Genomic DNA, 22,023 nt, shown 5'->3' on the forward strand with positions numbered 1-22,023 from the left:
GGCCCCGCATGGTAAAGCAATCAAAGACGAGGTATCCAGTATCTCGTAATGCTGTTTCGCTTAAGTGAACAGCATTAGCTATTTAGGCCCTTTTTTAATGTTGTAAGCAAAAGCTATTCTTTGATACAGCCACCGATGGTGTGATCCATTTCGCGGGAAGGTTCTTTCTCTTTATTGCGACCAACCACTTTCGCAGGGACGCCAGCCACAGTCGTATGTGGTTCTACTTGGTCTAAGACCACGCTGTTGGCACCTACTTTCGCACCTTCACCCACTTCGATGTTACCTAAAATCTTGGCACCAGCACCGATCAATACGCCTGAGCGGATTTTCGGGTGACGGTCACCGGTTTCTTTACCGGTACCACCTAAGGTAACAGATTGTAGAATCGAGACATTATCCTCAATCACGCAGGTTTCACCGACCACTAAACCTGACGCGTGGTCGAGCATGACGCCACAGCCAATGCGTGCAGCAGGGTGTATATCCACCCCAAACACCATAGACATTTGTCCTTGAAGGTACAGCGCTAAACTTTCCCGGCCTTGTTTCCAGAGCCAGTTAGCTACGCGGTAGGTTTGCAGTGCATGGAAACCTTTGAAGAAAAGCAACGGCGTCGTTAAGCAGTCGCAGGCTGCATCACGTTCTTTGATGGATAAGATATCCTGCTTAATACAGTCGACAATGTTTGAATGGTTGTCGGACATTGCTTCTTCAAAAACCTCTCGCAAAACCATTGCGGGAATGGAAATACTATCAAGCTTGCTGGCCAGTAAAAAACTTAAAGCAGAACTAAGAGAATCATGACGAAGTATTGTTGTATTAAAATAACTTGCCAAAATAGGTTCATCTTGTGCTAGTTTTTCAGCTTCAGCTTGTAACGATGGCCACAAGTTGTCAGATGTCACGTCAGATTGGATTGTAGTACTCAAAATCAATTTACCTGCATTTTTTCGTGGCTAGAGTGTGGTTATGGGGGTAGCATCTACCAATACAAGGGTGAATGTAAACAGAATGCTCGTTTTATGGAGACACTATGAGTCAAAAAACCGTATCTGATGCGTTACATATATTTTACGAACTAAATAGCGCTTTGTCTGATGCATATTGGGAAACAAATGATATAAACAGCAAGGATTTATTTTTCGCAATGAAATCCATGCTTCAGGACGAGCTTGATGAACTACACAAGCTGAGTATCCAAGATCATATCTATCCCTATGAGCCAATTAATCCTGGCGTAGGACAGTTAAGTGATAAGTTACGAGACCTTCATCCCTTAATGGGGTCGATTGTTTTGCGACCAAAGACGTATCGTAATTTAGACGATTTAATTCCAAATGCTTGTAATTTATTTGAAATCTAATCGCATAAGAAGAGAAGCCTAGGCTTCTCCTCTTTTTAATTGTCGGATGGAAAATCGATTAGGGTGTAACGCTTCAATAATACTTTGTTCAAGTGGTGCCATTTCATCAAAAATTAAACTGCTGATGTATTGAGCACTCAATGGTGCACTGACTAGTCCTCGTGAACCATGTCCTGTATTGATATATAAACCTGTGATCGCTTCGGATTTGGCGTCCGTTTGCCATTTAGCATTCTTTCTAAGGGGCGCGTAACGCTCAATTAGACTTTGATGTGAGCTAACCGGCCCAACTATTGGTGTGTAGTCTGTTACCGTACAGCGCATTCCTACGCGACCAGAGCACGCTTCTAAGGGTACGTTCTGTGTATCAATTGATAGTAGTGCCTGCAATTTTTGTAAATTTTCCTGATGGCTTTGCGCAGAGACTTCAGTATTCTCACTGCCTAAATCATAGGTAGCGCCAAAATTTAAATGGTTATCGAGCTCTGGCGATACATAACCATCGGCACACAATACGTGCTGCAATTGCCGAGCCTTGGTTCGATCATTATCTGCTAAAGCATGAGTTGGTAATTGCGTCACTTGTCCACGAATCGGTTTGGTTGGCCAAGTTTGCCAATCAGATAAGCCTGCTAAATGGTTCGCTGTACAAAACACGACGTGGGAATAGTGTGTTTGCTCTTCTTCGCTGCTTGCTATAAAACCATTTTGGGTGCGCTCAAGTTTAATCAATGGTTTATTCAGTGATACGGTTATCTTGTGATGTGTTAACAGGTGTTCGCACATCACTTTAGGGCGAACCCAGCCAGATAACGGTAAATGCAGTCCTTCTGGATGGTTTGCTAACACGCTTTCAGGATAAAGTTTATCCGCTAAAATCTTTTCGAATTTGACGTGTTCGGTTGCGTCTTTAGGCAATTGCAGTAAACCACACTGTTGCCAAGCGGGTTCGATTGTTTTTTGTTGTTGATAAAAACGTTGAGCAAATAAATACGCACTTAAATAGAAACGATTTAAAGGCTTATCCGACGCACTTAGCTTCGGATATAGCATACCTTGTTCATTACCTGACCCGCCGTTAGCGATCTCACAGTCTTGTTCCCAGACATCCACTTCTATGCCTTTATGGGCAAGCGCAGAGGCGGTTGTGGCGCCGGCGATCCCAGAGCCGATGACTAATACTTTTGAAAGGGGCGTTGAGTGGCGGACATTAAACCAAGGTTTGCCTAATGCGGAGTAGGATTCTTGTTCTGATACGAACGTGCCGACCATCATTTCACGTTTGTGGCCAAATCCTTTGACTTTTTGAACGTCAAAACCATGGGATTTAAGCCCGCGGCGGACAATGCCTGCTGCGGTAAACGTTGCGAATGTTGTCCCTGTGTGACTCAAGCGCTGGATGTTTTGAAACAGCTCTTCACTCCACATTTCAGGATTTTTGCTGGGGGCGAACCCGTCTAGAAACCAAGCATCAACGCAACCATTAAGCGCTTGAAAGCCAGCGCTGGCCTCACCAAACCAAAGTGTTAAAGTTGTTCTGTATTCGGGGAACTCAACCATATGAAGGCCATGACAAAGCGTCGGATAACGCTCGCAAAGTAGCTCAGCAAGATGACTTAAACTAGGCCACATGACCAGTGATTGGGCAAGTTTGTCTTTATCCAAAGGAAACTTTTCAACCGAGACAAAGTGTAGCCACCCTTCATTGCTTGACTCCAGAAATTGTTGCCAAGCACACAAGAAGTTAAGACCAGTACCAAACCCTGTTTCGGCAATCGTGAAACACTGGTGTTTCTGTAGTGGTTGCCAGCGAGAGGCGAGATGGTTGTGCTGAAGAAACACGTAACGTGTTTCTTCAAGGCCTGCATCCTTGTCGAAATAGACATCATCAAATGTGCTAGATCGAGGTACGCCATCGTCGCCGAAGTTTAGGGCAGGCAGTTCAAGTCGATAACTAGTTAACACGCGTAATTTTCTCAATAGTCACAGGAGTGGTGGGAACGTTCTGATAAGGTCCAACCGTACGCGTTGGTACTTTGGCAATGTCATCGACTACGTCTAAGCCAGAAATGACGTCACCAAATACAGCGTACCCAGCCCGGCCTTGAGCACCATGATTTAAGAATTCATTATCAACTAGGTTAATAAAGAATTGGGACGTTGCACTGTTTGGATCATTGGTACGAGCCATAGCAAGTGTGCCACGGTAATTGTATAGGCCGTTATCACCTTCGTAGGCGATTGCACGATGTGTTGTTTGACGATCTAGGTCTTTATCAAAGCCTCCGCCTTGCACCATAAAGCCTTTGATGACGCGATGAAAAATCAGACCTTCGTAAAAGCCTTCATCGACATAGCGTAAAAAGTTTTTCACAGTTTGCGGAGCTTCCTGTTCTTTCAGATCGACGCGGATGGTGCCAAGATTGGTTTGGATATCCACTTCGGTAGCGAAGCTAGGTAGGCTTAGGGTCGTTAAGAGTAAGCCAGCGAATAAACTTTTTTTCATGGGAGTCTTCCTTATAAGCAATTTGCCCATAATACTAGGGGGTTCGTATCGGTACGCCAAGATGAAATTGAGTTTAGAGGACTAAACATGAGAACTGCAGTGGTTGAAATTGAATATTGTACGTTATGTCGTTGGATGTTACGCGCTGCTTGGCTATCGCAAGAATTACTGACGACATTTGACGATGATATTAAAAGTGTGACCTTGATTCCAACACAAGGCGGTATTTTCAAAGTGCGAGTCAATGGCGAAGAGATATGGTGTCGTAAAACCGAAGATGGGTTTCCAGAAGCTAAGGTGTTAAAGCAGCGGATGCGTGATGTGATTGATCCTGAGCGCGATTTAGGACACTCGGATGTGAAGAAATCGACATAGATCTGTGACGATGGAAGATATAAAAAAAGCGGCTAAAGCCGCTTTGGGGTATTAATTTCGTTTCTAGAAAACTTGCTTAAACGGTTTTACGTCAACGTTAGCGTACACGCCTGCGGCAACATAAGGGTCAGCATTTGCCCAAGCTTTGGCTTCTTCCAAGGACTCGAACTGAGCAATGACGACACTGCCCGAGAAGCCAGCATTACCTGGGTCATTGGAGTCAATCGCTGGATTGGGCCCGGCAAGCACTAAACGGCCTTGATCTCGGAGCGCTTGTAATCGCTCTAAATGTGCGGGGCGAGCTGAGAGGCGGCTTTCAAGGCTGTTATCAACGTCGTGTCCAACAATAGAATAAAGCATGCGGTTATTCCTTATTTTGTAAATGGGAAGACAAGTAGATTCCCTGCAGAATAATAAAGACGATAGTCATTCCAAGCAGACCGAACAGTTTGAAGTCTACCCAGAAGTCTTCACTGAAGTTAAAGGCAACGTACAAGTTGACTGACCCAGATAGGATGAAAAAGCCAACCCATGCTAGGTTTAATGTACGCCACGTTTTATGAGGCAGCTCAATTTTATCGCCCATCATGCGCTCAATGATGTTTCGTTGACCAATAAATTGGCTGCCAAAAAATGCGATTGCAAAGAGCCAGTTAACAATAGTTGGCTTCCATTTAATAAAGTCGCCATCGCCAAGTAGCACTGTCGCACCCCCTAATAACACAACGAGTGCTAAGGAAATGATGTGCATCTTTTCTACTTGTCGGTTCTTAAACCAAGTAAAGCCTACTTGAATAAGCGTTGCTGGTATCAGTACTGCGGTCGCGAGGATAATGTCGTCGGTCGATTTGTATACCAAGAAAAATACAAGAATCGGTAAAAAGTCGAATAGTAATTTCATAGTCAAGCCAGTTTATGTATGCTCGAACGATAATACCTAGCAACTGCCGGAAAGAATACCCCTTTAATGTCTGATCAAGCCTATCAACGAGTAGACTTACATACTCATTCTACTACCTCGGATGGCAAGCTGACGCCGACGGAGCTCGTCAATTTAGCCCATCAAGAAAATGTAAAAATGCTCGCTTTAACAGATCATGACACTATTGCTGGTTTAGTTGAGGCACGACAGGTCGCAGATTCAGTGGGCATGAGATTAATTAATGGCTGTGAATTATCTGTGTCGTGGAAAAAAATTCCGTTGCATATGGTGGCGCTTGGTTTTGATGAGCAATGTGAGCGCATCGCAGCTTGGACGTTGCGCAATCAAAAAGTCAGGTTAGAGCGTGGTCGACAGATCGCCGATTTGCTTCGTAAAAAAGGGTTACCGGACCTGTTTGATAAAGCGATTGAAGAGGCTGGCGAAAGTCAGCTAGGCCGTCCTCACTTTGCCAAAGTGATGGTGCGAGAAGGGTTAGTAAAAGACATGAATAAAGCGTTTGACCATTATTTAGGCAATAAAAAGCTCGGTCAAATTCGCGATGTGTGGCCCCAGCTAGAAGACATTATTCCTGATTTAGCTGAAACGGGGTGTGAGCTAGTACTTGCTCATCCCAAGCGATACCCCTTGACGGTCACGAAGCTTAAGGCCGTTATGAAAGATTTTAAAGCCTTTGGGGGCACAAGCATTGAAATTGCATCCGGTAATGAACGCCCCGATTATGTTCGTTTTTTAGAGCGGCTCTCGCGTGAGTTTGAGTTTAAAGCATCGGTCGGCAGTGATTTTCATGGTCCTTTTGGCCCATGGACTCAAGTTGGACGCTATACTCAAGTACATGAGCAAGAAGTAAACCCCCTTTGGTATCAGTGGTAGGCTTACCAAGTTTTACCATGTTTTGATGAGTAAGCCTCTACAAGAGGAGAAATGGAGAAAGTATCTTGAGTCAATTTTTTCAGATTCACCCAGAAAACCCTCAGGCGCGCTTAGTTAAACAGGCCGCGCAAGTCATTCGTGAAGGTGGTGTGATTGCCTATCCAACCGATTGCGGCTATTCCCTAGGTTGTCATATTGGTGATAAAGCCGCATTAGAGAAAATTCGTACAATTCGCCGTTTAGACGATAAGCATAATTTCACGTTGGTTTGTCGAGATTTATCTGAAATATCGACATACGCGCGTTTTGATAATTCGTTATATCGACTGCTAAAGCACCATACACCTGGTCCATACACGTTTATCTTTAACGCGACGTCAGAAGTGCCTCGTCGCTTAATGCACCCTAAACGTAAAACGATTGGCATTCGTGTGCCAGACAATAAAATCGTTCAGGCTTTATTGGAAGAATTGGGTGAGCCGATAATGAGTGCATCCTTGATTCTTCCTGGTGAAACGGATCCTATGATGGATCCTTATGATATTCGTGACACGCTACAGCATCAGTTAGATCTAGTGATCGACGGTGGCTTCTGCGGTATGCAGCCAACCACGGTCATTGCGATGATTACCGAGGCTGTTGAAGTGCTTCGAGTCGGTGCAGGTGACCCTACACCATTTGAGTAAAAACAGTTGTTTGCATGCTATCAACTGAGACTTGATGTGACTATAATGCAAGTAGCGTTTGTCAAGCACTAAAAGCCTTGGCGCATTTAAGAATTCAACATAAAAGGGTTGCTGCGAAGCATTCCCGAAAGAGGTCGTAATGGACGAAAAATTACAGAAAGTGTTGGCGAGGGCAGGTACAGGATCTCGTCGTGAAATGGAAAACCGTATTCGCGAAGGTCGAGTGACTGTCAATGGCACTGTTGCAAAACTCGGTGACCGTGTTCGCCCTACTGATACTATTGAGCTGAATGGCTTTGAAGTAAAGACCAGCGCGTCAAGTGATGTTGATCGCCGTGTCATTATTTACAACAAGCCTGAAGGTGAAGTATGTACGCGTAAAGACCCTGAAGGTCGCCCAACTGTTTTCGATCGGTTGCCGAAGTTACGCGGTAGCCGTTGGATTGCCGTAGGCCGTCTAGACATCAATACCTCTGGTTTGTTGTTGTTCACGACCGATGGCGAATTGGCTAATCGCTTGATGCACCCATCGACCGAAGTCGATCGCGAGTATTTGGTTCGAGTGATGGGAACGGTAACGGAAGAGCATATCTCCAACCTTAAGAAGGGGGTCTTGCTTGAAGATGGTATAGCTCAGTTTACCGACGTCGTAGATGGCGGTGGTGAAGGTATTAACCATTGGTTCTATGTTTGTTTAATGGAAGGCCGTAACCGTGAAGTGCGCCGTCTATGGGAATCGCAAGGTGTTAAGGTAAACCGCTTGAAACGCGTTCGCTTTGGCCCTGTTTTCTTACCCTCGAAAGCAAAAGTAGGTCGTTGGGTAGAAATGGACGAAACTGATGTCAGCGCATTATGCGAAATCGTTGGCTTAGAACATAAGCTTACGGGTCTTAAGAGTCAGCAAGAGAAACACGATCGTCGTCGTCAAAGTGGTGCTCGTGTTACGGGAAGTGTTGCTAAAGCCAAAGCTCGAGATAAAGGCTTTGATTGGCAAGCTTCTGAGAAAAAGCAGCCAGAATTTAAACCGCGTCGCCCAGGGCAGCGGTCGTTTAGATAAAAGAAGGTAGGATGTTATGAGCATGGTGCGATGGATTTTAGTCGTTGTCATTGCAATGCTAATCGGATTTTTTGTTTATGTAGACATGAACAATGGAGTACCCGAAAACTTGGGGGTTAATGACGGACTGTTAGCGCCATGCCCAGACATGCCCAATTGTGTTTCTTCTCAAGCCTCAGTAGATGATGCTCAACATTTTGTTGAGCCAATTATTTACCGTTCAAATGTCAAAGATGCCCAGCTTACGATTGAGAAATCGTTGTTAGAAGATGGTAGTGCGCGTTTGATTGAGAGTCGTCTTGGTTATTCACACTTTGAGGTCTCTAGTGATTTCTTTGGTTTCAAAGATGACCTTGAAGTGTATTTTCCTGAAGCAGATAGTGTTATGCACATACGATCAGCTTCACGCGTTGGTTATGATGACCTAAATGTTAATCGTGAACGTGTTAGACAAATTCGAGATCTTTTAGTAGATTGATCTAGAAGGCTTTATTTAATATCAAATGGACGAGGATAGACTATGAGCGCGAATGAACCCCAATCAATTTTGATTGTTGAAGATGATGAGCGCCTTGCTACGCTTACCCAAGAATATCTACAAAAGAATGGCTTCAATGTAGATGTAGAGCCTGATGGTCGAAATGCCATCGCTCGTATCGTTGATGAACAACCTTCTTTGGTCATTCTTGACTTAATGCTTCCAGGTGCCGATGGTTTTACTGTATGTCGTAGTGTTCGCAACGAGTACCACGGTCCAATCCTAATGTTGACAGCACGCAGTGACGATGTTGATCAAATACTTGGCTTAGAAATTGGTGCAGACGATTATGTGTCAAAGCCTGCTAAGCCACGCGTTTTACTGGCTCGAGTACAATCGTTATTACGTCGTAGTACGCAAGACATTGACTTGTCAGCTGGGAGCTCTGACGTTGAGCAAACCTTAGAATTTGGTAGGCTAGTGATCGATAACTCTCGACGTGAAGCATGGCGAGAAGGCGAAGAGATAGAGTTAACGAGTGCTGAGTTTGACCTGTTATGGCTACTTGCTAGTAACGCTGGTCGAATTTTGAGCCGTGAAGAAATTTTCAGTGAGCTTCGTGGTATTGAGTACGATGGTCAGGATCGTTCTGTCGACGTACGTATTTCCCGTATCCGCTCGAAAATTGGTGATGATCCAATTCACCCGCGTCGAATTAAAACGATTCGTAGTAAAGGCTACCTATTCGTTAAAGAGGTATAAGCGTTATGCGAAGCGATATGTGGCGTCTCTATCGACATATTTTGATCGGAGGCATCATAATATCGCTTCTTTGTTACGGCGTTATTGAGTGGCTTGAACACCGTTATCATGAGCATCAGCAAGAGCACTTCTTACTGCTAGACGCAGAGTTATCTGCACAACTGTTTGATCAAAGCTTACTGACAATTGAGCAAATTAATGAGCGCTCAGCATTTTTATGGCAATCCGAAGTGTCTCCCCATGTAAGCACAAACCTGAATATTTCTTTCACTCACGATGATTTAACTCAAGTCACCTTCAGTAGTAACAACACGTTAATAACTGGCGTTTTACAAGACTCCCGTACGTATCCATTGCTGTATATTCTTCGTGACTTTCTGGCGATGTCTTCGCTTTCGGTGACTGATAAACTGACCATTTTAAGAAGCCTTTCAGGCATTAAGCTTGAGCAAACTTCTGAGTCTGTCTGGATGCCAACATCTATTGAATTTGAAGTGGGTTCTGAACTCGGTGTTTTATGGCAACCTCCAGAAAGTGAAACGCGCTGGCGCATTGCCATTGAAGAAGCTGAAACCATACCGTTAAGTTTTGCCGTGCTATTACTGATTGTCGCATCTATTGCGGCTTTATTGGTGATAGTGTGGATTGAGTTTTTGCATCTAGATCGTAAACGAGCCCATTTTGAAACGGTGATGCGCCAGATTGCACGCGGGCGCGGTACGCTGCCCCAAGGTGTTGTCGACAGTTCTGGGACGCTTAAAGAATTGGCGTACTCTTTTGATTCTATGTCAACGCATATTCAGCGGTTGCTTAAAGTTCAGCGCGAGATGATTAATGCTATTTCCCATGAGCTCAGAACGCCTATAGCGCGATTGCGCTTTGGCTTGGAGGTTCTCAAGGACGATGTAGATGATCAACTTGAGCAATCTATCAGTGCGCTAGAATTTGATGTAGAAGAGCTTAATACATTGGTTGATGAAGTTTTAACGTATGGCAAGCTTGAAGAGGGTACGTTAGCACTGAACTTTGAAAAGATCAGTATCAAGCAAATTCTAGAAGGTATTGTTGATCACAACCAAGCATTGCTACAAAAACTTGATGTCAATGTAAACGTGATTGGCGATGACATCGTCAATGCAGATTCTCATCATTTACACCGAGCGTTACAAAACTTAATCTTAAACGCATCGAAATATGCGAATTCAAGTATAGCGATTACTTTTACGGAAGATACTGAACGTTGGCAGGTTGATATTGAAGACGATGGCCCTGGGATTCCTGTTGAAGATCGAGATAAGGTTTTTATTCCGTTTCAACGATTGGATAATTCCCGTACTCGTGCATCCGGTGGCTATGGCTTAGGTTTAGCAATCGTTCAGCGTATCGCCTTCTGGCATGGTGGCGCCGTGTTAGTTGAGGAGTCGGAAACGCTAGGCGGTGCTAAGTTCAGTCTGATTTGGTCACGCAGCCAGCACCAAAATAGTTTAAGTTAGGTCTGGCTGGGTGTGTTGCTTGCCTTTATAGATCGGGTGATAAAATACCACGAAGATTTTTGAAACACGTTTTAGATGCGGTCGTTATTAAGTCATCCATATAGGCATTTTCGCGCTGATCCTTGCGTATCGCCAGATACAGTTTACACCAAACGCCTTCTTCCCCTAGAGACTTAGTGATCGCATATTGCCTGTTTGTGTACTCCGTTAAAGCCCAATTGGGCAAACAGCACACCCCTCGACCACTTGCCACCAATTGCATCATCATTAATGTCAGTTCGCTGTGGCGTATTTTTGCGGGCGCTACTCCGGCAGGCGTTAAGAAGTGCTTAAAAATGTCTAGACGCTCCGATTCTACAGGGTAAGTAATCAGCGTTTCATTTTTAAAGTCTTCTGGCACCAAGAACTCTTTCTTTGCCAAAGGGTGGTGTCGTGACAAAGCCACCTGAGACTCGTATTGAAATAATGGGATGTATTCAATATTGGGCAGTTCTTGAGGATCGGATGTCACAACTAGATCTAAATCGCCGCGCGCCAAAGCGGGTAGCGGCATAAAGCTAAAGGCAGTAGATAGATCTAATTCAACATCTGGCCAATGTTCACGGAAATGATCAATCGTGGGCATCAGCCATTCATAGCAGCTATGACACTCGATTGCGATGTGCAAACGACCACTTTCACCTTCGGCGAAACGTTGAATATCACGTTGTGCAGATCGAAAGGCTAACAGCACATCATCTGCGAGTTGTAATAAGCGTAAGCCAGCGCTAGTGAATCGCACAGGCTTGGTTTTACGGATGAATAGGGGGCAGCCTAGTTTTTCTTCTAGGTCTTTAAGTTGGTGAGACAGGGCAGACTGTGTCAGATGTACGCGTTCAGCCGCTTCTACAAGGCTTCCGGTTTCTCTTAATGCTGTCAGAGTTTTTAGATGCCTAACTTCAATAATGCTCATAGTAATCTCGAGTTTTTGAGTTTTATTCAGCTTGTAACGTATAAAAAAGGCTCGTGTCAGATCTTTCTAACCACGAGCCTTACGAGATTGTCTTAGTTACGGATCAAAAATTCAAGTAGAGCTTTCTGAGCGTGCAGGCGGTTTTCCGCTTCATCCCAAACAACTGAGTCAGGATGGTCAATGACTTCGGTGGTTACTTCTTCGCCACGATGGGCTGGTAAGCAGTGCATAAACAGGGCATCTGACTTAGCCAAGGCCATAAGTTCTTGATTGACTTGGAAGCCGTCAAAATCACGCATACGTTGTTCTTGTTCGTCTTCTTGCCCCATTGACGCAAACACGTCTGTTACCACTAAGTCAGCGTCTTGTACGGCATCTTGCACGATATTCGTCACCGAGACGCAGTGTTTATTTTCAGTCAGTATTTGTTCGTTTGGCTCGTAGCCTTTAGGGCACGCAACGACTAACTGGAAGCCAAGCAAATCGGCTGCGTTCATGTAGGAATGACACATGTTATTGCCATCGCCAACCCAGACAACCTTCTTACCTTCAATGGAGCCTCGATGCTCTAAGTAAGTTTGCATATCTGCTAAGAGCTGACAGGGGTGGTAATCGTCAGTCAATGCATTGATGACAGGGACTCGAGAGTTTGCAGCAAAAGTTTCTACCATAGCGTGATCAAAAGTACGGATCATGATTGCATCAACCATACTTGAAATAACGCGTGCGCTGTCTTCAACTGGCTCACCACGACCAAGTTGGGTATCTCGTGGCGATAAGAACAAAGCATGCCCGCCAAACTGCGCCATACCGGCTTCAAAAGAGACTCGGGTTCGCGTCGATGATTTTTCAAAAATCATCGCTAGAACCTTGTTCTTCAAAGGTTGGTATTGCGTACCTTCATGGTGCATCTTTTTAAGTTCTATGGCACGTGAAAGTAGTTGCTTTAGCTCTTCAGACGACAAGTCTTTTAGAGTCAAAAAATGTCTCGGCGACACGACGTTGCTCCTGTCAAAATTCAACCAATAATTAGGGAATCCGCCAATTTAATACACTGATCGCGTGGAGTAAAGGGGCTTTTATCAAAGCTTTTGCTATAAATAGGGTTGTAAAAAAAGTAAACATCCCCATACTTCACTGCAAATGCATCTAATTACAAAGTCGCAGATCATAGCGACAGATAAGTGAGGTTAGCGATCGTGAGTAGTACAATTGAAAAAATCCAAGAGCAAATAAACGGCAACCCAATTTTGCTTTACATGAAAGGCACGCCTCGTATGCCTCAGTGTGGTTTTTCAGCACAGACTGTGCAGGCGTTGATGGCATGTGGCGAGCGTTTTGCGTTTGTTAATATCCTTGAAAATCCTGATATTCGCGCTGAATTACCTAAGTTTGCAAACTGGCCGACTTTCCCTCAGTTGTGGGTGAAAGGCGAGCTTGTTGGTGGTTGTGATATCGTTGTTGAAATGGCAACAAATGGCGAGCTTCAAACACTTATCAAAGAAGCGGCGCCTCAAGAAGAAGAGTAAGTTTTACTTTTGTGATTGTGTTGTAAAAAAACGCGCTGATAAAGCGCGTTTTTTTATGTCTACATATAACCGCAGTCGTGGATTGATATTAACTGTAACTCTGTGACTTGAGTTCATTAGCGAGCTCTATGACCTGCTTTCGGAACCAAATATGGCTGGCATCATGATGTAACAGAGGACTCCAAATCATTTTTAGCTCAATAGGCGGAATGGCAAATGGAGGTTCTAGGATGACAAGGTTTGGGTTGTTTCGGTTAATCAAAGCCACTTTACGAGGTAGTGTTGCAATTAGGTCTTGCTCCAGCGCTAAGTGCATAGCGGTATGGTAACTGCGTGTGAATACTCGAATGGTGCGTTTACGGCCTTGTCTTTGCAGCGCTTCGTCTACCCAGCCTAGCTTCTGAACATCGGTAGGATCCATACCCACACCGACACCAAACCCAGTTTTGCTGACCCAAATATGTTGCGCTTCTAGATACGTTTCAAGTGCGAAGTTTTTAGCGATCGGATTATCTGCAGCCATCATGCATACAAACGTATCAAGCCAGACACTTTTTTCGTGGAATGATTGCGGGAGTTCTTCAAAGCGGTTGATTGCCATATCTATTTTTCCCGCTTCAACATCATGGAAAGTGACATCACTAGGGGTCATAATATCAATGGTGATGCCTGGCGCATTTTCGCGAAGCCTTGTAAGAAGACGCGGAATGACCGTAGAGGCGGCGTAATCGCTGGCCATAATACGAAAGACCCGAGTGGAGGTTTTCTCATTAAAATCGGCTTCGGGCTGCAGCGCTTCTTCTAGCTCAAGCAACACCTTTCGAACAATCGGCTGTAAACGCAGGGCTTTCTCAGTCGGTTTCATACCTTCACTGGTACGAACAAGTAAAGGGTCGCCTAATAAATCGCGTAAGCGTTTCAGGCCATTACTCATCGCCGGCTGGGTAATATTTAGCTTATTAGCCGAGCGCGTCACGTTGCATTCTCTTAGTAAGACATCTAAGTAGATAAGCAAGTTTAGATCAATTTTATTGATATTCATTAGTGTTATGAAGGCCAAGTTTTTAATAATCAATGGTGATTAATTGTAGGCTTGTATTCATAAAGTACAACCCCTTTCTCAATGCGGTAGCATCTAAGAAAGGGGTCTGACGATTAAGTGTTAGTACTATGTGTTTCGTTAGTGTATTGCGGTGAGTTCTCGTTGGTAGTCTTCAGGTGAGCTTTTTAACTGGATAAGGTTTGCGAGCGTTGTATCGGCGATATGATGTAAAGCGATGTCGGTAAAGTAACCTTGATGCCCAGTGACGACGACGTTTGGAAAGGTTAGTAACAGCTGAAAAACACTGTCATAAATAATGTGATCAGACATGTCTTCAAAGAAGATTTTGCCTTCCTGTTCATAGACATCTAGGCCTAAATAGCCAATTTTTTCACTGTATAATCCATCAATTGCTTCTTGAGCATTAACCAATGCGCCACGACTTGTATTGATGATCATCACGCCTTTTTTCATTTTTTCAATCGAAGACTTATTTATTAAGTGATGAGTGGAGGCATTTAAAGGGCAGTGCAGACTGATAATGTCGCTTTTGGCATATAGCGTTTCTAGGTCAACGTATTCGGCACCCTGTGATACTAATGGTTCGTTGGGGACTAAGTCGTAGCATAATACTCGACAGCCGAACCCGTTCATAATGCGGCAAAATGCTTGTCCGATTCTTCCTGTGCCAATACAGCCAACCGTTTTACCTTCTAGGTTGAACCCCATTAATCCCTCTAATGCAAAGTTACCCTCTTTTACCCGATGGTAAGCGCGATGGGTTTTTCTATTAAGGGCCATGATTAACGCTAGCGCGTGTTCTGCTACGGATGTAGGGCTATAATCAGGCACATGAAAGACAGAAATGTCACAAGCCTTTGCACAGTATAAATCTACATTATTGTAGCCAGCACAGCGCATGGCGATGGCCTTAATGCCAAAGCTTGCTAGTTGCTCTAGAACAGGGCGGCTTAAGTCGTCATTCACAAAGCAAGAAACCGCGTCATAGCCTTTTGTGAGAGAGACTGTTTCAGGGCTTAAGCGGCTTTCAAAATAGACTAATTCAATGTCTGCAGCCGTCTCGGAGGCTGCTTCTAAGGTGCGTTTATCGTAAGGTTTGCAAGAGAAAACAGCGACTTTCATAAGGCCCTCCTAGGGAGCGTATGGAGCTAGTAATATAGTTTGATTTACTGGAAATGGTATAAGTGATTTGTAGGTTATTGATTTATCTCAATTATTAACCTAGTTCGACGCAATTTACCTGAAGATGCTGTTACAAAAAAATCTGCGTATTTCGTTGACCAAGTTTATAAAACAATCTTACAATCGAGGTGTTTAAATAATTGGCGCTATTTATGTACAGTGTCGCTTGCGACCGAATACGGTTTTGTCCTGTTTTGTCATAAGTAATACCGAGTTTTTTAAGCACTACCGGCTACAGCAATGTGGCTTTAATAAACTTATTTCAAACAGGAATACATCATGTCAGACTCAGTTACTGGTACAGTTAAATTTTTCAACGAAACTAAAGGTTTTGGCTTCATTACTCAAGAATCAGGCCCAGATGTGTTTGTTCACTTCTCTGCAATTGACGTTGCTGGCTTCAAAACGCTTGCTGAAGGTCAAAAAGTTGAGTTTCAAGTAGCTCAAGGCAAAAAAGGCCCAGAAGCTCAAAACGTTAAACCTCTATAATTTTAGAGTATATCGTTTCTGAGAAGGCAGCCCTAAGGCTGCCTTTTTTCGTTTGTCGTGCAGTAGGTGTCAGCTGAAATACGCCGCTATACTTCCTATGACTGTCATAAAGAATAAGAACCATTTTAGATGTTCGGCTTTTGCTTTGATGGCAAATCGAACCGCAATGATAGAACCAACCATTGTGCCTGAGGCTAGTATGAGTCCAGGTACCCACCAAACCTGGTCATTCCATATAAATACCGCTAAGGCGAGCGCGGTAAAACCAATCGTGCATACCATTTTTAGAGCATTGGTTCTGACTAAGTCATATCTAAGTGTTCCTGCAAGAGCGGCGATTAAGACAAATCCGACCCCCGCCTGAACAAATCCGCCATAGATGCCAGCAACAAACAATGCAAGCCAAGCACTCGGTTTTTCTGACACTTTAAAAGGAATGGTGCCCTCAGGTGCGGCAATGACGCTGGGTCTAACAAGCATGACAACAGTCATCGATATCATCGTTGTCAGGAGTAATGGTTTTAAAATGGACTCTGGCGCATAAGATGCTAATAGTGCGCCGAGTAAGCCCCCTAAAAGGGTTGGTATTAAAACAGGTACGATATCCGCTTTTTCTACCTTTCCTGCCTTATGAAACCCCTTTACGCCGACGATACCCTGTAAGATCACACCGACTCGGTTGGTTGCGTTGGCGATGTCGGCTGGCATCCCCATTACCATTAAAGCTGGTATGGTTAGATTGGAGCCGCCTCCAGCTAATGTGTTAATAATGCCTGCTAAAAAACCGGTCACAACAAGTAAAACAGCGTAAAAGAAATTTACATCCACTAGATTGGCTCCTTATTTTTTCTATAGACTAACAAACTTACAGGTTGAGTCTGCAGGAAATATGAGCGTTTATTTGTTCGAAGACCATATTTGGTGCGGGTATATGGCATTAAATGTGTATGAAATGACTTTTAATGCTATATGATGATTACCTTTGGTTATTTCTATGGTTTTAAGATCGTATTAATTGCTTTAAATCGTATCTTTAGTGACCTGTTTAAAAAGATTGTGTTGCGATAATTTCTTTTAAGTGTCTGATTTAAAAATATAAAAAATTAATTCAGGATTTCCTTGGTTATGCAAATTTTAAGATTGAGAATAAAAATGACACGTATAGTGAATAGAGAGTGCAAGTATGTTGCTTAGTATTGATTAAATGTGAATGAATATTAGAGTGTCGGTAAGTGGCTTGCACAGTTCGAGCGCTGTACATAATAAGTGAATCAACAGAAAGGAAACCGATTTATGAAAAAGACTCTTGTAGCTATCGCAGTTTCAAGTGCCGCATTGACTTCAGTATCTGCTTTTGCAGCTGAAGATACAGTTAACTTTGATGTCTACGGTAACATCCAGTTAGTGTACGCGGATTCTGATGCGAACGACTCTGAAATCACTGATAACGGCTCTACTTTTGGCTTCCAAGGCAGTACAGCGATCAATGATGATTTGACTGGCTTTTTCAAGTACGAACTTGAAGCAGATGCAGATGAAAAAACTAGCGACATCGCTGTAAACCTTGACCAAGCGTACGTAGGTCTTCAAGGTGGTTTCGGTAAAGTACAGGTTGGTTCTTTTGACAGCATTTACAACAATGCTATCCAAGACACTTACGACCAATTCGAGTACTTCGGTATTAAGAACGCTGAGCTAACTAAAGAAGGCGATACTATTGCTTACTTCTCGCCATCTATGGGCGGTTTCGAAGTTCAGCTTTCTGCGCAATTCAAAGGCAAAGCTGAAAGCGAAGTAGGTAACGGTACAGAAGATGGTACTGCTCTAACAGCTGTTGCAAAATACTCTGTAGATGCACTAACAATCGCTGCGGGTTACGACAGCCTAGAGAACAACACAGCTCGATCAAATGCTGACTCTGCAACGTACGGTGTAAGTGCAACTTTCCAAGCAACTCCAGCGCTTTCTGTTGGCGCTAAATGGGAAGAAGAAGAAGATCAGAACTCTATTATTGGTTTAGCGACTCGTTTTAACTACGGTTCTGGCGATGTATACGCAACTTACCAAAACGTAGATCCTGATGCAGCGGGTTCTGATGACTACAACGAATACGGTGTAGGTGCGACTTATAACCTAGCATCTAACATGTACGTTTACGCTGAGCTTGGCCAAAATGGCGCAAATGAAGACGACGTAACTGCAGTAGGTGCAACTTACCTATTCTAATCCTTTAGTGGATTACGTTTACTCTAAGGCTCCCTATGGGAGCCTTATGTTAAATGTGATCATTCAAGGTTCCATACGTCCTTTTTCGTTCGGCGATAGACTGACTGGAACATTTAAGCATTAGGTTTCGATCTAGTGCTTTTTTTTGCTTAAAATTTGCCTTGTCAGTCACTCTGTCGCTAGACTAGTTAGTCTATTATTTAATCAGGCGCATGGCTTATGTTGAATATGGATTTTACTGTTCCAGTGTTAGTGAAAATTGATGATCTTGAGTGGCGCTCAAGTCCGATGCCTGGCGTCGAGCGTAAGCCTCTTGCACGTGAAGATGCAGAAAGAGGGCATGCGACCAGTATTGTTCGTTACGCACCTGGCTCTGTATTTAGAGCGCATCCACATCCGCTTGGTGAAGAAATTCTGGTACTTGATGGGGTGTTTTGTGATGAAACGGGCCATTATCCTGCTGGTACATACTTTCGAAATCCCCCAGGTTCGAGTCATGCGCCTTTTAGCTCTGAAGGCTGTACTTTATTTGTAAAGTTACATCAGTTTTCACCCTTAGATAACAAGCAAGTGGTTATTAGTTCAGACACATTAAAGTGTTTAAAATATACTCAGCCTTACTGTTTACATGAATATCAAAATGAAAGAGTCTATCTACTTTATGCCCGAGAGGGTGATGATATGTCAGCTCTTTTTCCGGACATGGTTAATGGCGTCGAAATTTTAGTCGTCGACGGACTGATATCCTACGAAGGAGATGATCTACCTGCATTAAGCTGGTTCAGAGTGCCTTATGTGGATTTTGAGCAGTTAGTCGTTAGCCGTGACAGTTTGCTGTGGATTAAGAGTGGACACTTTTAAAAGGAATCAAAATGTCGTTGTATGCAATCTCTCCTGTAGCGGAAGTTACGTTACCTATTATCGGTCGAGAAGAACTTTTCCCTGTTCGTAGAGTGTATTGTGTCGGCCGAAATTATGCGGCTCATGCACGAGAAATGGGTGATGACCCTAATCGAGATTTGCCGTTCTTTTTTTGTAAAGATCGTAGTTGTGTTCAATTGGTAACATTGAACGATGTGACGCCGTTACCTTACCCTGATGCGACAGAGCGCTTTGAGTATGAAGTGGAGTTGGTGGTAGCGTTGTCTCAAGGTGGTCGTAATTTAACGTTAGACGAAGCGCAGGCAGCGGTATTTGGCTACGGTGTTGGCTTAGATATGACGCGACGAGATTTACAGAGCTTAGCTAAGCAGAAAGGCCGCCCATGGGAAGCCGGTAAGGCATTTGAATTCAGTGCGCCCATGACGCCGATTGTTCCGCGAGGGGCGGCACCAGTATTAGAAGCAGGAAAAATAGAGTTATCTGTGAATGGTGAAGTGAAGCAAAGCAGTAACCTGACGCATCTGACGTGGGGGATTGCGGAAGTGATCGTTAAGCTTTCTGAGCAGTTTGAGTTGTATCCAGGAGATTTAATAATGACTGGAACGCCTGAAAATGTAGGCCCCGTTGTCATCGGAGACACGATTGAGGCGTTGGTTGAAGGGGTTGCAGAATTCAAGATGGAAGTCGTTTAAACAACGGTGTTAAAAGCTTTAAAAGCTGACTCAAGCAGGGCTACTTGGTCTGTTAGCCTCTGTTTTTGCAATAAATAAATGGCGGTTTCTGCGGTGCAGAGGCCGCTTTTTTGTTGGTTTTTACGGCGTACATAACGAGAAACTTGTCCAGTTATCTCGTAGGTTGCGTAGTTATGCAGGTAGGGAGTGCGGTTGTACATTTTTCGAGCTTGCTGCCATGTACCATCTAAAATAATGACGTGATCTACCGCTTCAATAGACACACTTAAAGTAGTGTTCTTTTCTAAAGACAGTGCCGTGGGATAGATGACGAGAGTGCTCTCTTGGGGAAGATTTGCTAGAACCTTTGAGGGCTCATTGCGCTGCCATACGATGAGGCTGCAATGATCGGGCAAATGTTTACAGATAAGCTGCCCCGTACCATTGGCTTTTTTCAGCTCTTCAGAATGTGTTAATAGCCAAATATGCATAGGAAGTATGGAGTAGCCATGAAAGGACTTTATCATAGCAAATGAAGGTCGGGGCGCCTATAGCACCCCGATTTCACGGGTCATTCTTTTCCTGTAGAACCGATTCTATGGATACTTAAATCGGCACCATTGAATTCATCTTCTTCAGTTAAACGTAAGCCAGAGATGGCTTTTGTTGCGCCATATACCGCGAAGCCTCCAACTAAAGCGATCGCTATACCTGCAAGTGTTCCGACCAGCTGTGCCATAAAGCTTACACCACCAAGTCCACCAAAAGACGTGCTACCAAAAATACCAGCCGCGATGGCTCCCCATGACCCACATACGCCGTGAAGAGGCCATACCCCTAGAACATCATCAACAGAATGTAGTTTTTGCTGGATCCAAGTAAACAAAACAGTGAACAGTGCACCCGCCACGGCTCCAGTCGCTAAAGCGCCAATTGGATGCATGATATCGGAGCCTGCACATACTGCGACAAGTCCTGCTAATGGACCGTTATGAATAAAGCCTGGGTCATTCTTGCCAATAAGCATCGCCGTAATGACGCCACCGACCATCGCCATTAATGAGTTGACGGCCACCAGCCCGCTAACCCCATCTAAGGTTTGAGCAGACATAACATTAAAGCCAAACCAGCCAATACATAAAATCCAAGCGCCTAATGCAAGGAATGGAATATTTGAGGGGGCGAAAGCAACTAAACGGCCTTGGCGAAAACGTCCGTTACGGGTGCCAAGTAAAATAACCGCTGCCAGTGCGACCCAACCGCCTACACCGTGCACCACGATAGAACCGGCAAAATCATGAAATGCAGCCCCAAAAGTACTTTCTAGCCAGCCTTGGAAGCCATAGTTACCGTTCCAGATAATCCCTTCAAAGAAAGGGTAAACGATACCAACAATAAAAGCCGCTGATATGAGCATCGGATAGAATTTGGCGCGTTCAGCGACTCCGCCAGAGATAATCGCGGGTATTGCGGCAGCAAAGGTCATTAGAAAGAAAAACTTCACTAACTCATAGCCATTGTTTTGCGATAAAACTACGGCACTATCAAAGAAGGTAACGCCATAGGCAATTTGATAACCGATAAAGAAATAGACGAGAGCAGAAACCGCAAAATCGGTCATGATTTTCACTAAAGCGTTTACTTGGTTTTTGTGGCGAACGGTACCTACTTCTAAGAATGCAAATCCTGCGTGCATGGCAAAAACCATGATGGCGCCGAGTAATATAAATAAGGTGTTTGAGCTGGAAACTAATGTTTCTACTGCACTGTTAATGTGTTCCACATGCACTCCTAAATGAAAATTTTGCACCAACATGGTGTTATTTGTTTTTATGTGCCTTCTTCTGGTTCATTGAAGGTATGTTTTGAGGCATCCATTCCTTAGTTGGTTTGGTGTTAAGCAATATATGTGCCTGATGTGCTTTTTTTTGGTGCTTTGTATTATGTTGGTGCTTTGGTGGGACTTATTTTGGTGCTGGCTATTTCAGAGCATCCTGCGATAGGTTTCAAACAATTGTCATGAAGCGGGGCTAGTATGCTGGCGATATAAGAGTTGATAAAGGTAGGCTCTAATGTGCACTTTTTGTGTGAATTTAGGGTTTATATTTTTTTCCAGTCGACTTATTATCGAAGTGTCGCTGTTTAAAAATAACTCTAATGTAAAGGGATTTAGGCAGCGTAAAGGAACACAGTCTTGTGTAAAACAAGATGAAAAGTTTAACAAGCTACCGCTTATCGGTAGTCAGCGTAAAAGAGGTTGTTATGTCAGATCAATTGGTATCCGGTATCGTGAAATGGTTCAACGATGAGAAAGGATTTGGTTTTATCGAGCGTGATGGTGGTGCAGATGTGTTCGTTCATTTTCGCGCGATTAACGGTACTGGTCGCCGTACTTTGCAGGAAGGTCAAAAAGTAACCTTTGAAGTCGCTCAAGGTCAAAAAGGCCCTCAAGCTGAAAATGTCACGATTGTGTGATCTGGCATAGAAATGAAA

26 protein-coding genes are annotated in these 22,023 nt (G+C 43.9%); 14 read left to right on the forward strand and 12 right to left on the reverse strand.

Going from position 1 to position 22,023, the window contains the following annotated elements:
- Window positions 1-113: 113 nt before the first annotated feature.
- Window positions 114-920, reverse strand: coding sequence for a serine O-acetyltransferase (gene cysE, locus AYW76_RS17915; RefSeq protein WP_139084472.1), 807 nt, complete (start codon window positions 918-920; stop codon window positions 114-116).
- 116 nt (window positions 921-1,036) lie between these two features.
- Here cysE and AYW76_RS17920 point away from each other — a divergent pair, with 116 nt between their 5' ends.
- The gene (locus AYW76_RS17920; protein WP_067030694.1) at window positions 1,037-1,366 is read left to right on the forward strand and encodes a hypothetical protein; all 330 of its coding nucleotides are present in this window, start codon (window positions 1,037-1,039) and stop codon (window positions 1,364-1,366) included.
- A gap of 18 nt (window positions 1,367-1,384) precedes the next feature.
- Here AYW76_RS17920 and mnmC read toward each other — a convergent pair whose 3' ends face one another.
- Window positions 1,385-3,331: a bifunctional tRNA (5-methylaminomethyl-2-thiouridine)(34)-methyltransferase MnmD/FAD-dependent 5-carboxymethylaminomethyl-2-thiouridine(34) oxidoreductase MnmC gene (mnmC, locus tag AYW76_RS17925; protein WP_067223793.1), complete on the reverse strand. Its 1,947-nt coding sequence runs from the start codon at window positions 3,329-3,331 to the stop codon at window positions 1,385-1,387.
- The gene (locus tag AYW76_RS17930) at window positions 3,321-3,872 is read right to left on the reverse strand and encodes a peptidylprolyl isomerase (RefSeq protein ID WP_067030688.1); all 552 of its coding nucleotides are present in this window, start codon (window positions 3,870-3,872) and stop codon (window positions 3,321-3,323) included. The genes mnmC and AYW76_RS17930 overlap by 11 nt, the downstream gene beginning before the upstream one ends.
- 87 nt (window positions 3,873-3,959) lie before the next feature.
- On the opposite strand from AYW76_RS17930, the gene AYW76_RS17935 reads away from it, so the two are divergent.
- Window positions 3,960-4,247, forward strand: coding sequence for a SelT/SelW/SelH family protein (locus tag AYW76_RS17935; RefSeq protein ID WP_067030685.1), 288 nt, complete (start codon window positions 3,960-3,962; stop codon window positions 4,245-4,247).
- A 63-nt stretch (window positions 4,248-4,310) separates the two neighbouring features.
- Here the strand turns inward: AYW76_RS17935 and AYW76_RS17940 are convergent, their stop codons facing one another.
- Together AYW76_RS17940 and AYW76_RS17945 are read right to left on the reverse strand one after the other, a co-directional pair.
- Window positions 4,311-4,607: a YciI family protein gene (locus AYW76_RS17940; RefSeq protein ID WP_067223795.1), complete on the reverse strand. Its 297-nt coding sequence runs from the start codon at window positions 4,605-4,607 to the stop codon at window positions 4,311-4,313.
- 4 nt (window positions 4,608-4,611) lie between these two features.
- The gene (locus tag AYW76_RS17945) at window positions 4,612-5,148 is read right to left on the reverse strand and encodes a septation protein A (protein ID WP_067030679.1); all 537 of its coding nucleotides are present in this window, start codon (window positions 5,146-5,148) and stop codon (window positions 4,612-4,614) included.
- A gap of 66 nt (window positions 5,149-5,214) precedes the next feature.
- Between AYW76_RS17945 and AYW76_RS17950 the strand changes: the two genes are divergently transcribed.
- The 6 genes from AYW76_RS17950 (at window position 5,215) to AYW76_RS17975 (ending at window position 10,536) form a co-directional block, all read left to right on the forward strand.
- Window positions 5,215-6,060, forward strand: a complete 846-nt coding sequence (locus AYW76_RS17950) for a PHP domain-containing protein (RefSeq protein ID WP_067223798.1) — start codon at window positions 5,215-5,217, stop codon at window positions 6,058-6,060.
- A gap of 65 nt (window positions 6,061-6,125) precedes the next feature.
- On the forward strand, window positions 6,126-6,746 hold the full coding sequence (locus tag AYW76_RS17955) for an L-threonylcarbamoyladenylate synthase (RefSeq protein WP_067030673.1): 621 nt from the start codon (window positions 6,126-6,128) through the stop codon (window positions 6,744-6,746).
- A gap of 139 nt (window positions 6,747-6,885) precedes the next feature.
- Window positions 6,886-7,803: a 23S rRNA pseudouridine(2605) synthase RluB gene (rluB, locus tag AYW76_RS17960; RefSeq protein WP_067030670.1), complete on the forward strand. Its 918-nt coding sequence runs from the start codon at window positions 6,886-6,888 to the stop codon at window positions 7,801-7,803.
- Window positions 7,804-7,819: 16 nt separating this feature from the next.
- Entirely contained in the window at window positions 7,820-8,281 is a 462-nt protein-coding gene (locus AYW76_RS17965) for a DUF1499 domain-containing protein (protein WP_082866304.1), read from the forward strand.
- 42 nt (window positions 8,282-8,323) lie between these two features.
- Window positions 8,324-9,043 (forward strand): response regulator, encoded by a 720-nt coding sequence (locus tag AYW76_RS17970; RefSeq protein WP_067030664.1) that lies wholly within the window; start codon window positions 8,324-8,326, stop codon window positions 9,041-9,043.
- Between the two features lie 5 nt (window positions 9,044-9,048).
- Complete coding sequence (locus tag AYW76_RS17975; RefSeq protein ID WP_067223804.1) at window positions 9,049-10,536, forward strand: ATP-binding protein; 1,488 nt, start codon at window positions 9,049-9,051, stop codon at window positions 10,534-10,536.
- A 25-nt stretch (window positions 10,537-10,561) separates the two neighbouring features.
- Here AYW76_RS17975 and AYW76_RS17980 read toward each other — a convergent pair whose 3' ends face one another.
- Both AYW76_RS17980 and argF read right to left on the reverse strand, forming a co-directional pair.
- Entirely contained in the window at window positions 10,562-11,488 is a 927-nt protein-coding gene (locus AYW76_RS17980) for a LysR family transcriptional regulator (RefSeq protein WP_269448114.1), read from the reverse strand.
- A gap of 92 nt (window positions 11,489-11,580) precedes the next feature.
- Complete coding sequence (gene argF / locus AYW76_RS17985; RefSeq protein ID WP_067030661.1) at window positions 11,581-12,486, reverse strand: ornithine carbamoyltransferase; 906 nt, start codon at window positions 12,484-12,486, stop codon at window positions 11,581-11,583.
- A 201-nt stretch (window positions 12,487-12,687) separates the two neighbouring features.
- On the opposite strand from argF, the gene grxD reads away from it, so the two are divergent.
- Window positions 12,688-13,017 carry a Grx4 family monothiol glutaredoxin gene (gene grxD / locus AYW76_RS17990; protein WP_067031427.1) on the forward strand — a complete coding sequence of 110 codons (330 nt, stop codon included), beginning with the start codon at window positions 12,688-12,690 and terminating at the stop codon, window positions 13,015-13,017.
- Between the two features lie 88 nt (window positions 13,018-13,105).
- Here grxD and AYW76_RS17995 read toward each other — a convergent pair whose 3' ends face one another.
- Window positions 13,106-14,059: a LysR family transcriptional regulator gene (locus tag AYW76_RS17995; RefSeq protein WP_067030658.1), complete on the reverse strand. Its 954-nt coding sequence runs from the start codon at window positions 14,057-14,059 to the stop codon at window positions 13,106-13,108.
- A gap of 138 nt (window positions 14,060-14,197) precedes the next feature.
- Window positions 14,198-15,202 (reverse strand): 2-hydroxyacid dehydrogenase, encoded by a 1,005-nt coding sequence (locus tag AYW76_RS18000; RefSeq protein ID WP_067223807.1) that lies wholly within the window; start codon window positions 15,200-15,202, stop codon window positions 14,198-14,200.
- A gap of 339 nt (window positions 15,203-15,541) precedes the next feature.
- Here AYW76_RS18000 and AYW76_RS18005 point away from each other — a divergent pair, with 339 nt between their 5' ends.
- The gene (locus AYW76_RS18005; RefSeq protein ID WP_067030652.1) at window positions 15,542-15,751 is read left to right on the forward strand and encodes a cold-shock protein; all 210 of its coding nucleotides are present in this window, start codon (window positions 15,542-15,544) and stop codon (window positions 15,749-15,751) included.
- A gap of 69 nt (window positions 15,752-15,820) precedes the next feature.
- On the opposite strand, the gene AYW76_RS18010 is transcribed toward AYW76_RS18005, so the two are convergent.
- Entirely contained in the window at window positions 15,821-16,579 is a 759-nt protein-coding gene (locus AYW76_RS18010) for a sulfite exporter TauE/SafE family protein (RefSeq protein ID WP_067223810.1), read from the reverse strand.
- 465 nt (window positions 16,580-17,044) lie between these two features.
- Between AYW76_RS18010 and AYW76_RS18015 the strand changes: the two genes are divergently transcribed.
- The 3 genes from AYW76_RS18015 (at window position 17,045) to AYW76_RS18025 (ending at window position 19,551) form a co-directional block, all read left to right on the forward strand.
- Window positions 17,045-17,977 (forward strand): porin, encoded by a 933-nt coding sequence (locus AYW76_RS18015; protein ID WP_067223813.1) that lies wholly within the window; start codon window positions 17,045-17,047, stop codon window positions 17,975-17,977.
- A 219-nt stretch (window positions 17,978-18,196) separates the two neighbouring features.
- Complete coding sequence (locus AYW76_RS18020) at window positions 18,197-18,838, forward strand: cupin domain-containing protein (protein ID WP_067223817.1); 642 nt, start codon at window positions 18,197-18,199, stop codon at window positions 18,836-18,838.
- Window positions 18,839-18,849: 11 nt separating this feature from the next.
- A complete protein-coding gene (locus AYW76_RS18025) occupies window positions 18,850-19,551 on the forward strand; it encodes a fumarylacetoacetate hydrolase family protein (RefSeq protein ID WP_067223820.1) in 702 nt (233 codons plus the stop codon).
- Here the strand turns inward: AYW76_RS18025 and AYW76_RS18030 are convergent.
- Together AYW76_RS18030 and AYW76_RS18035 are read right to left on the reverse strand one after the other, a co-directional pair.
- Window positions 19,548-20,021, reverse strand: coding sequence for a tRNA-uridine aminocarboxypropyltransferase (locus AYW76_RS18030; RefSeq protein ID WP_067223822.1), 474 nt, complete (start codon window positions 20,019-20,021; stop codon window positions 19,548-19,550). The two genes, AYW76_RS18025 and AYW76_RS18030, sit on opposite strands and share 4 nt — an antisense overlap.
- 80 nt (window positions 20,022-20,101) lie before the next feature.
- Window positions 20,102-21,313, reverse strand: coding sequence for an ammonium transporter (locus AYW76_RS18035; protein WP_156489106.1), 1,212 nt, complete (start codon window positions 21,311-21,313; stop codon window positions 20,102-20,104).
- Window positions 21,314-21,792: 479 nt separating this feature from the next.
- Here AYW76_RS18035 and AYW76_RS18040 point away from each other — a divergent pair, with 479 nt between their 5' ends.
- Window positions 21,793-22,005, forward strand: coding sequence for a cold-shock protein (locus AYW76_RS18040; RefSeq protein ID WP_067223844.1), 213 nt, complete (start codon window positions 21,793-21,795; stop codon window positions 22,003-22,005).
- The last annotated feature ends 18 nt before the right edge of the window (window positions 22,006-22,023 follow it).

It is taken from the genome of Marinomonas gallaica, from assembly GCF_001639745.1.
GTDB lineage: Bacteria > Pseudomonadota > Gammaproteobacteria > Pseudomonadales > Marinomonadaceae > Marinomonas > Marinomonas gallaica.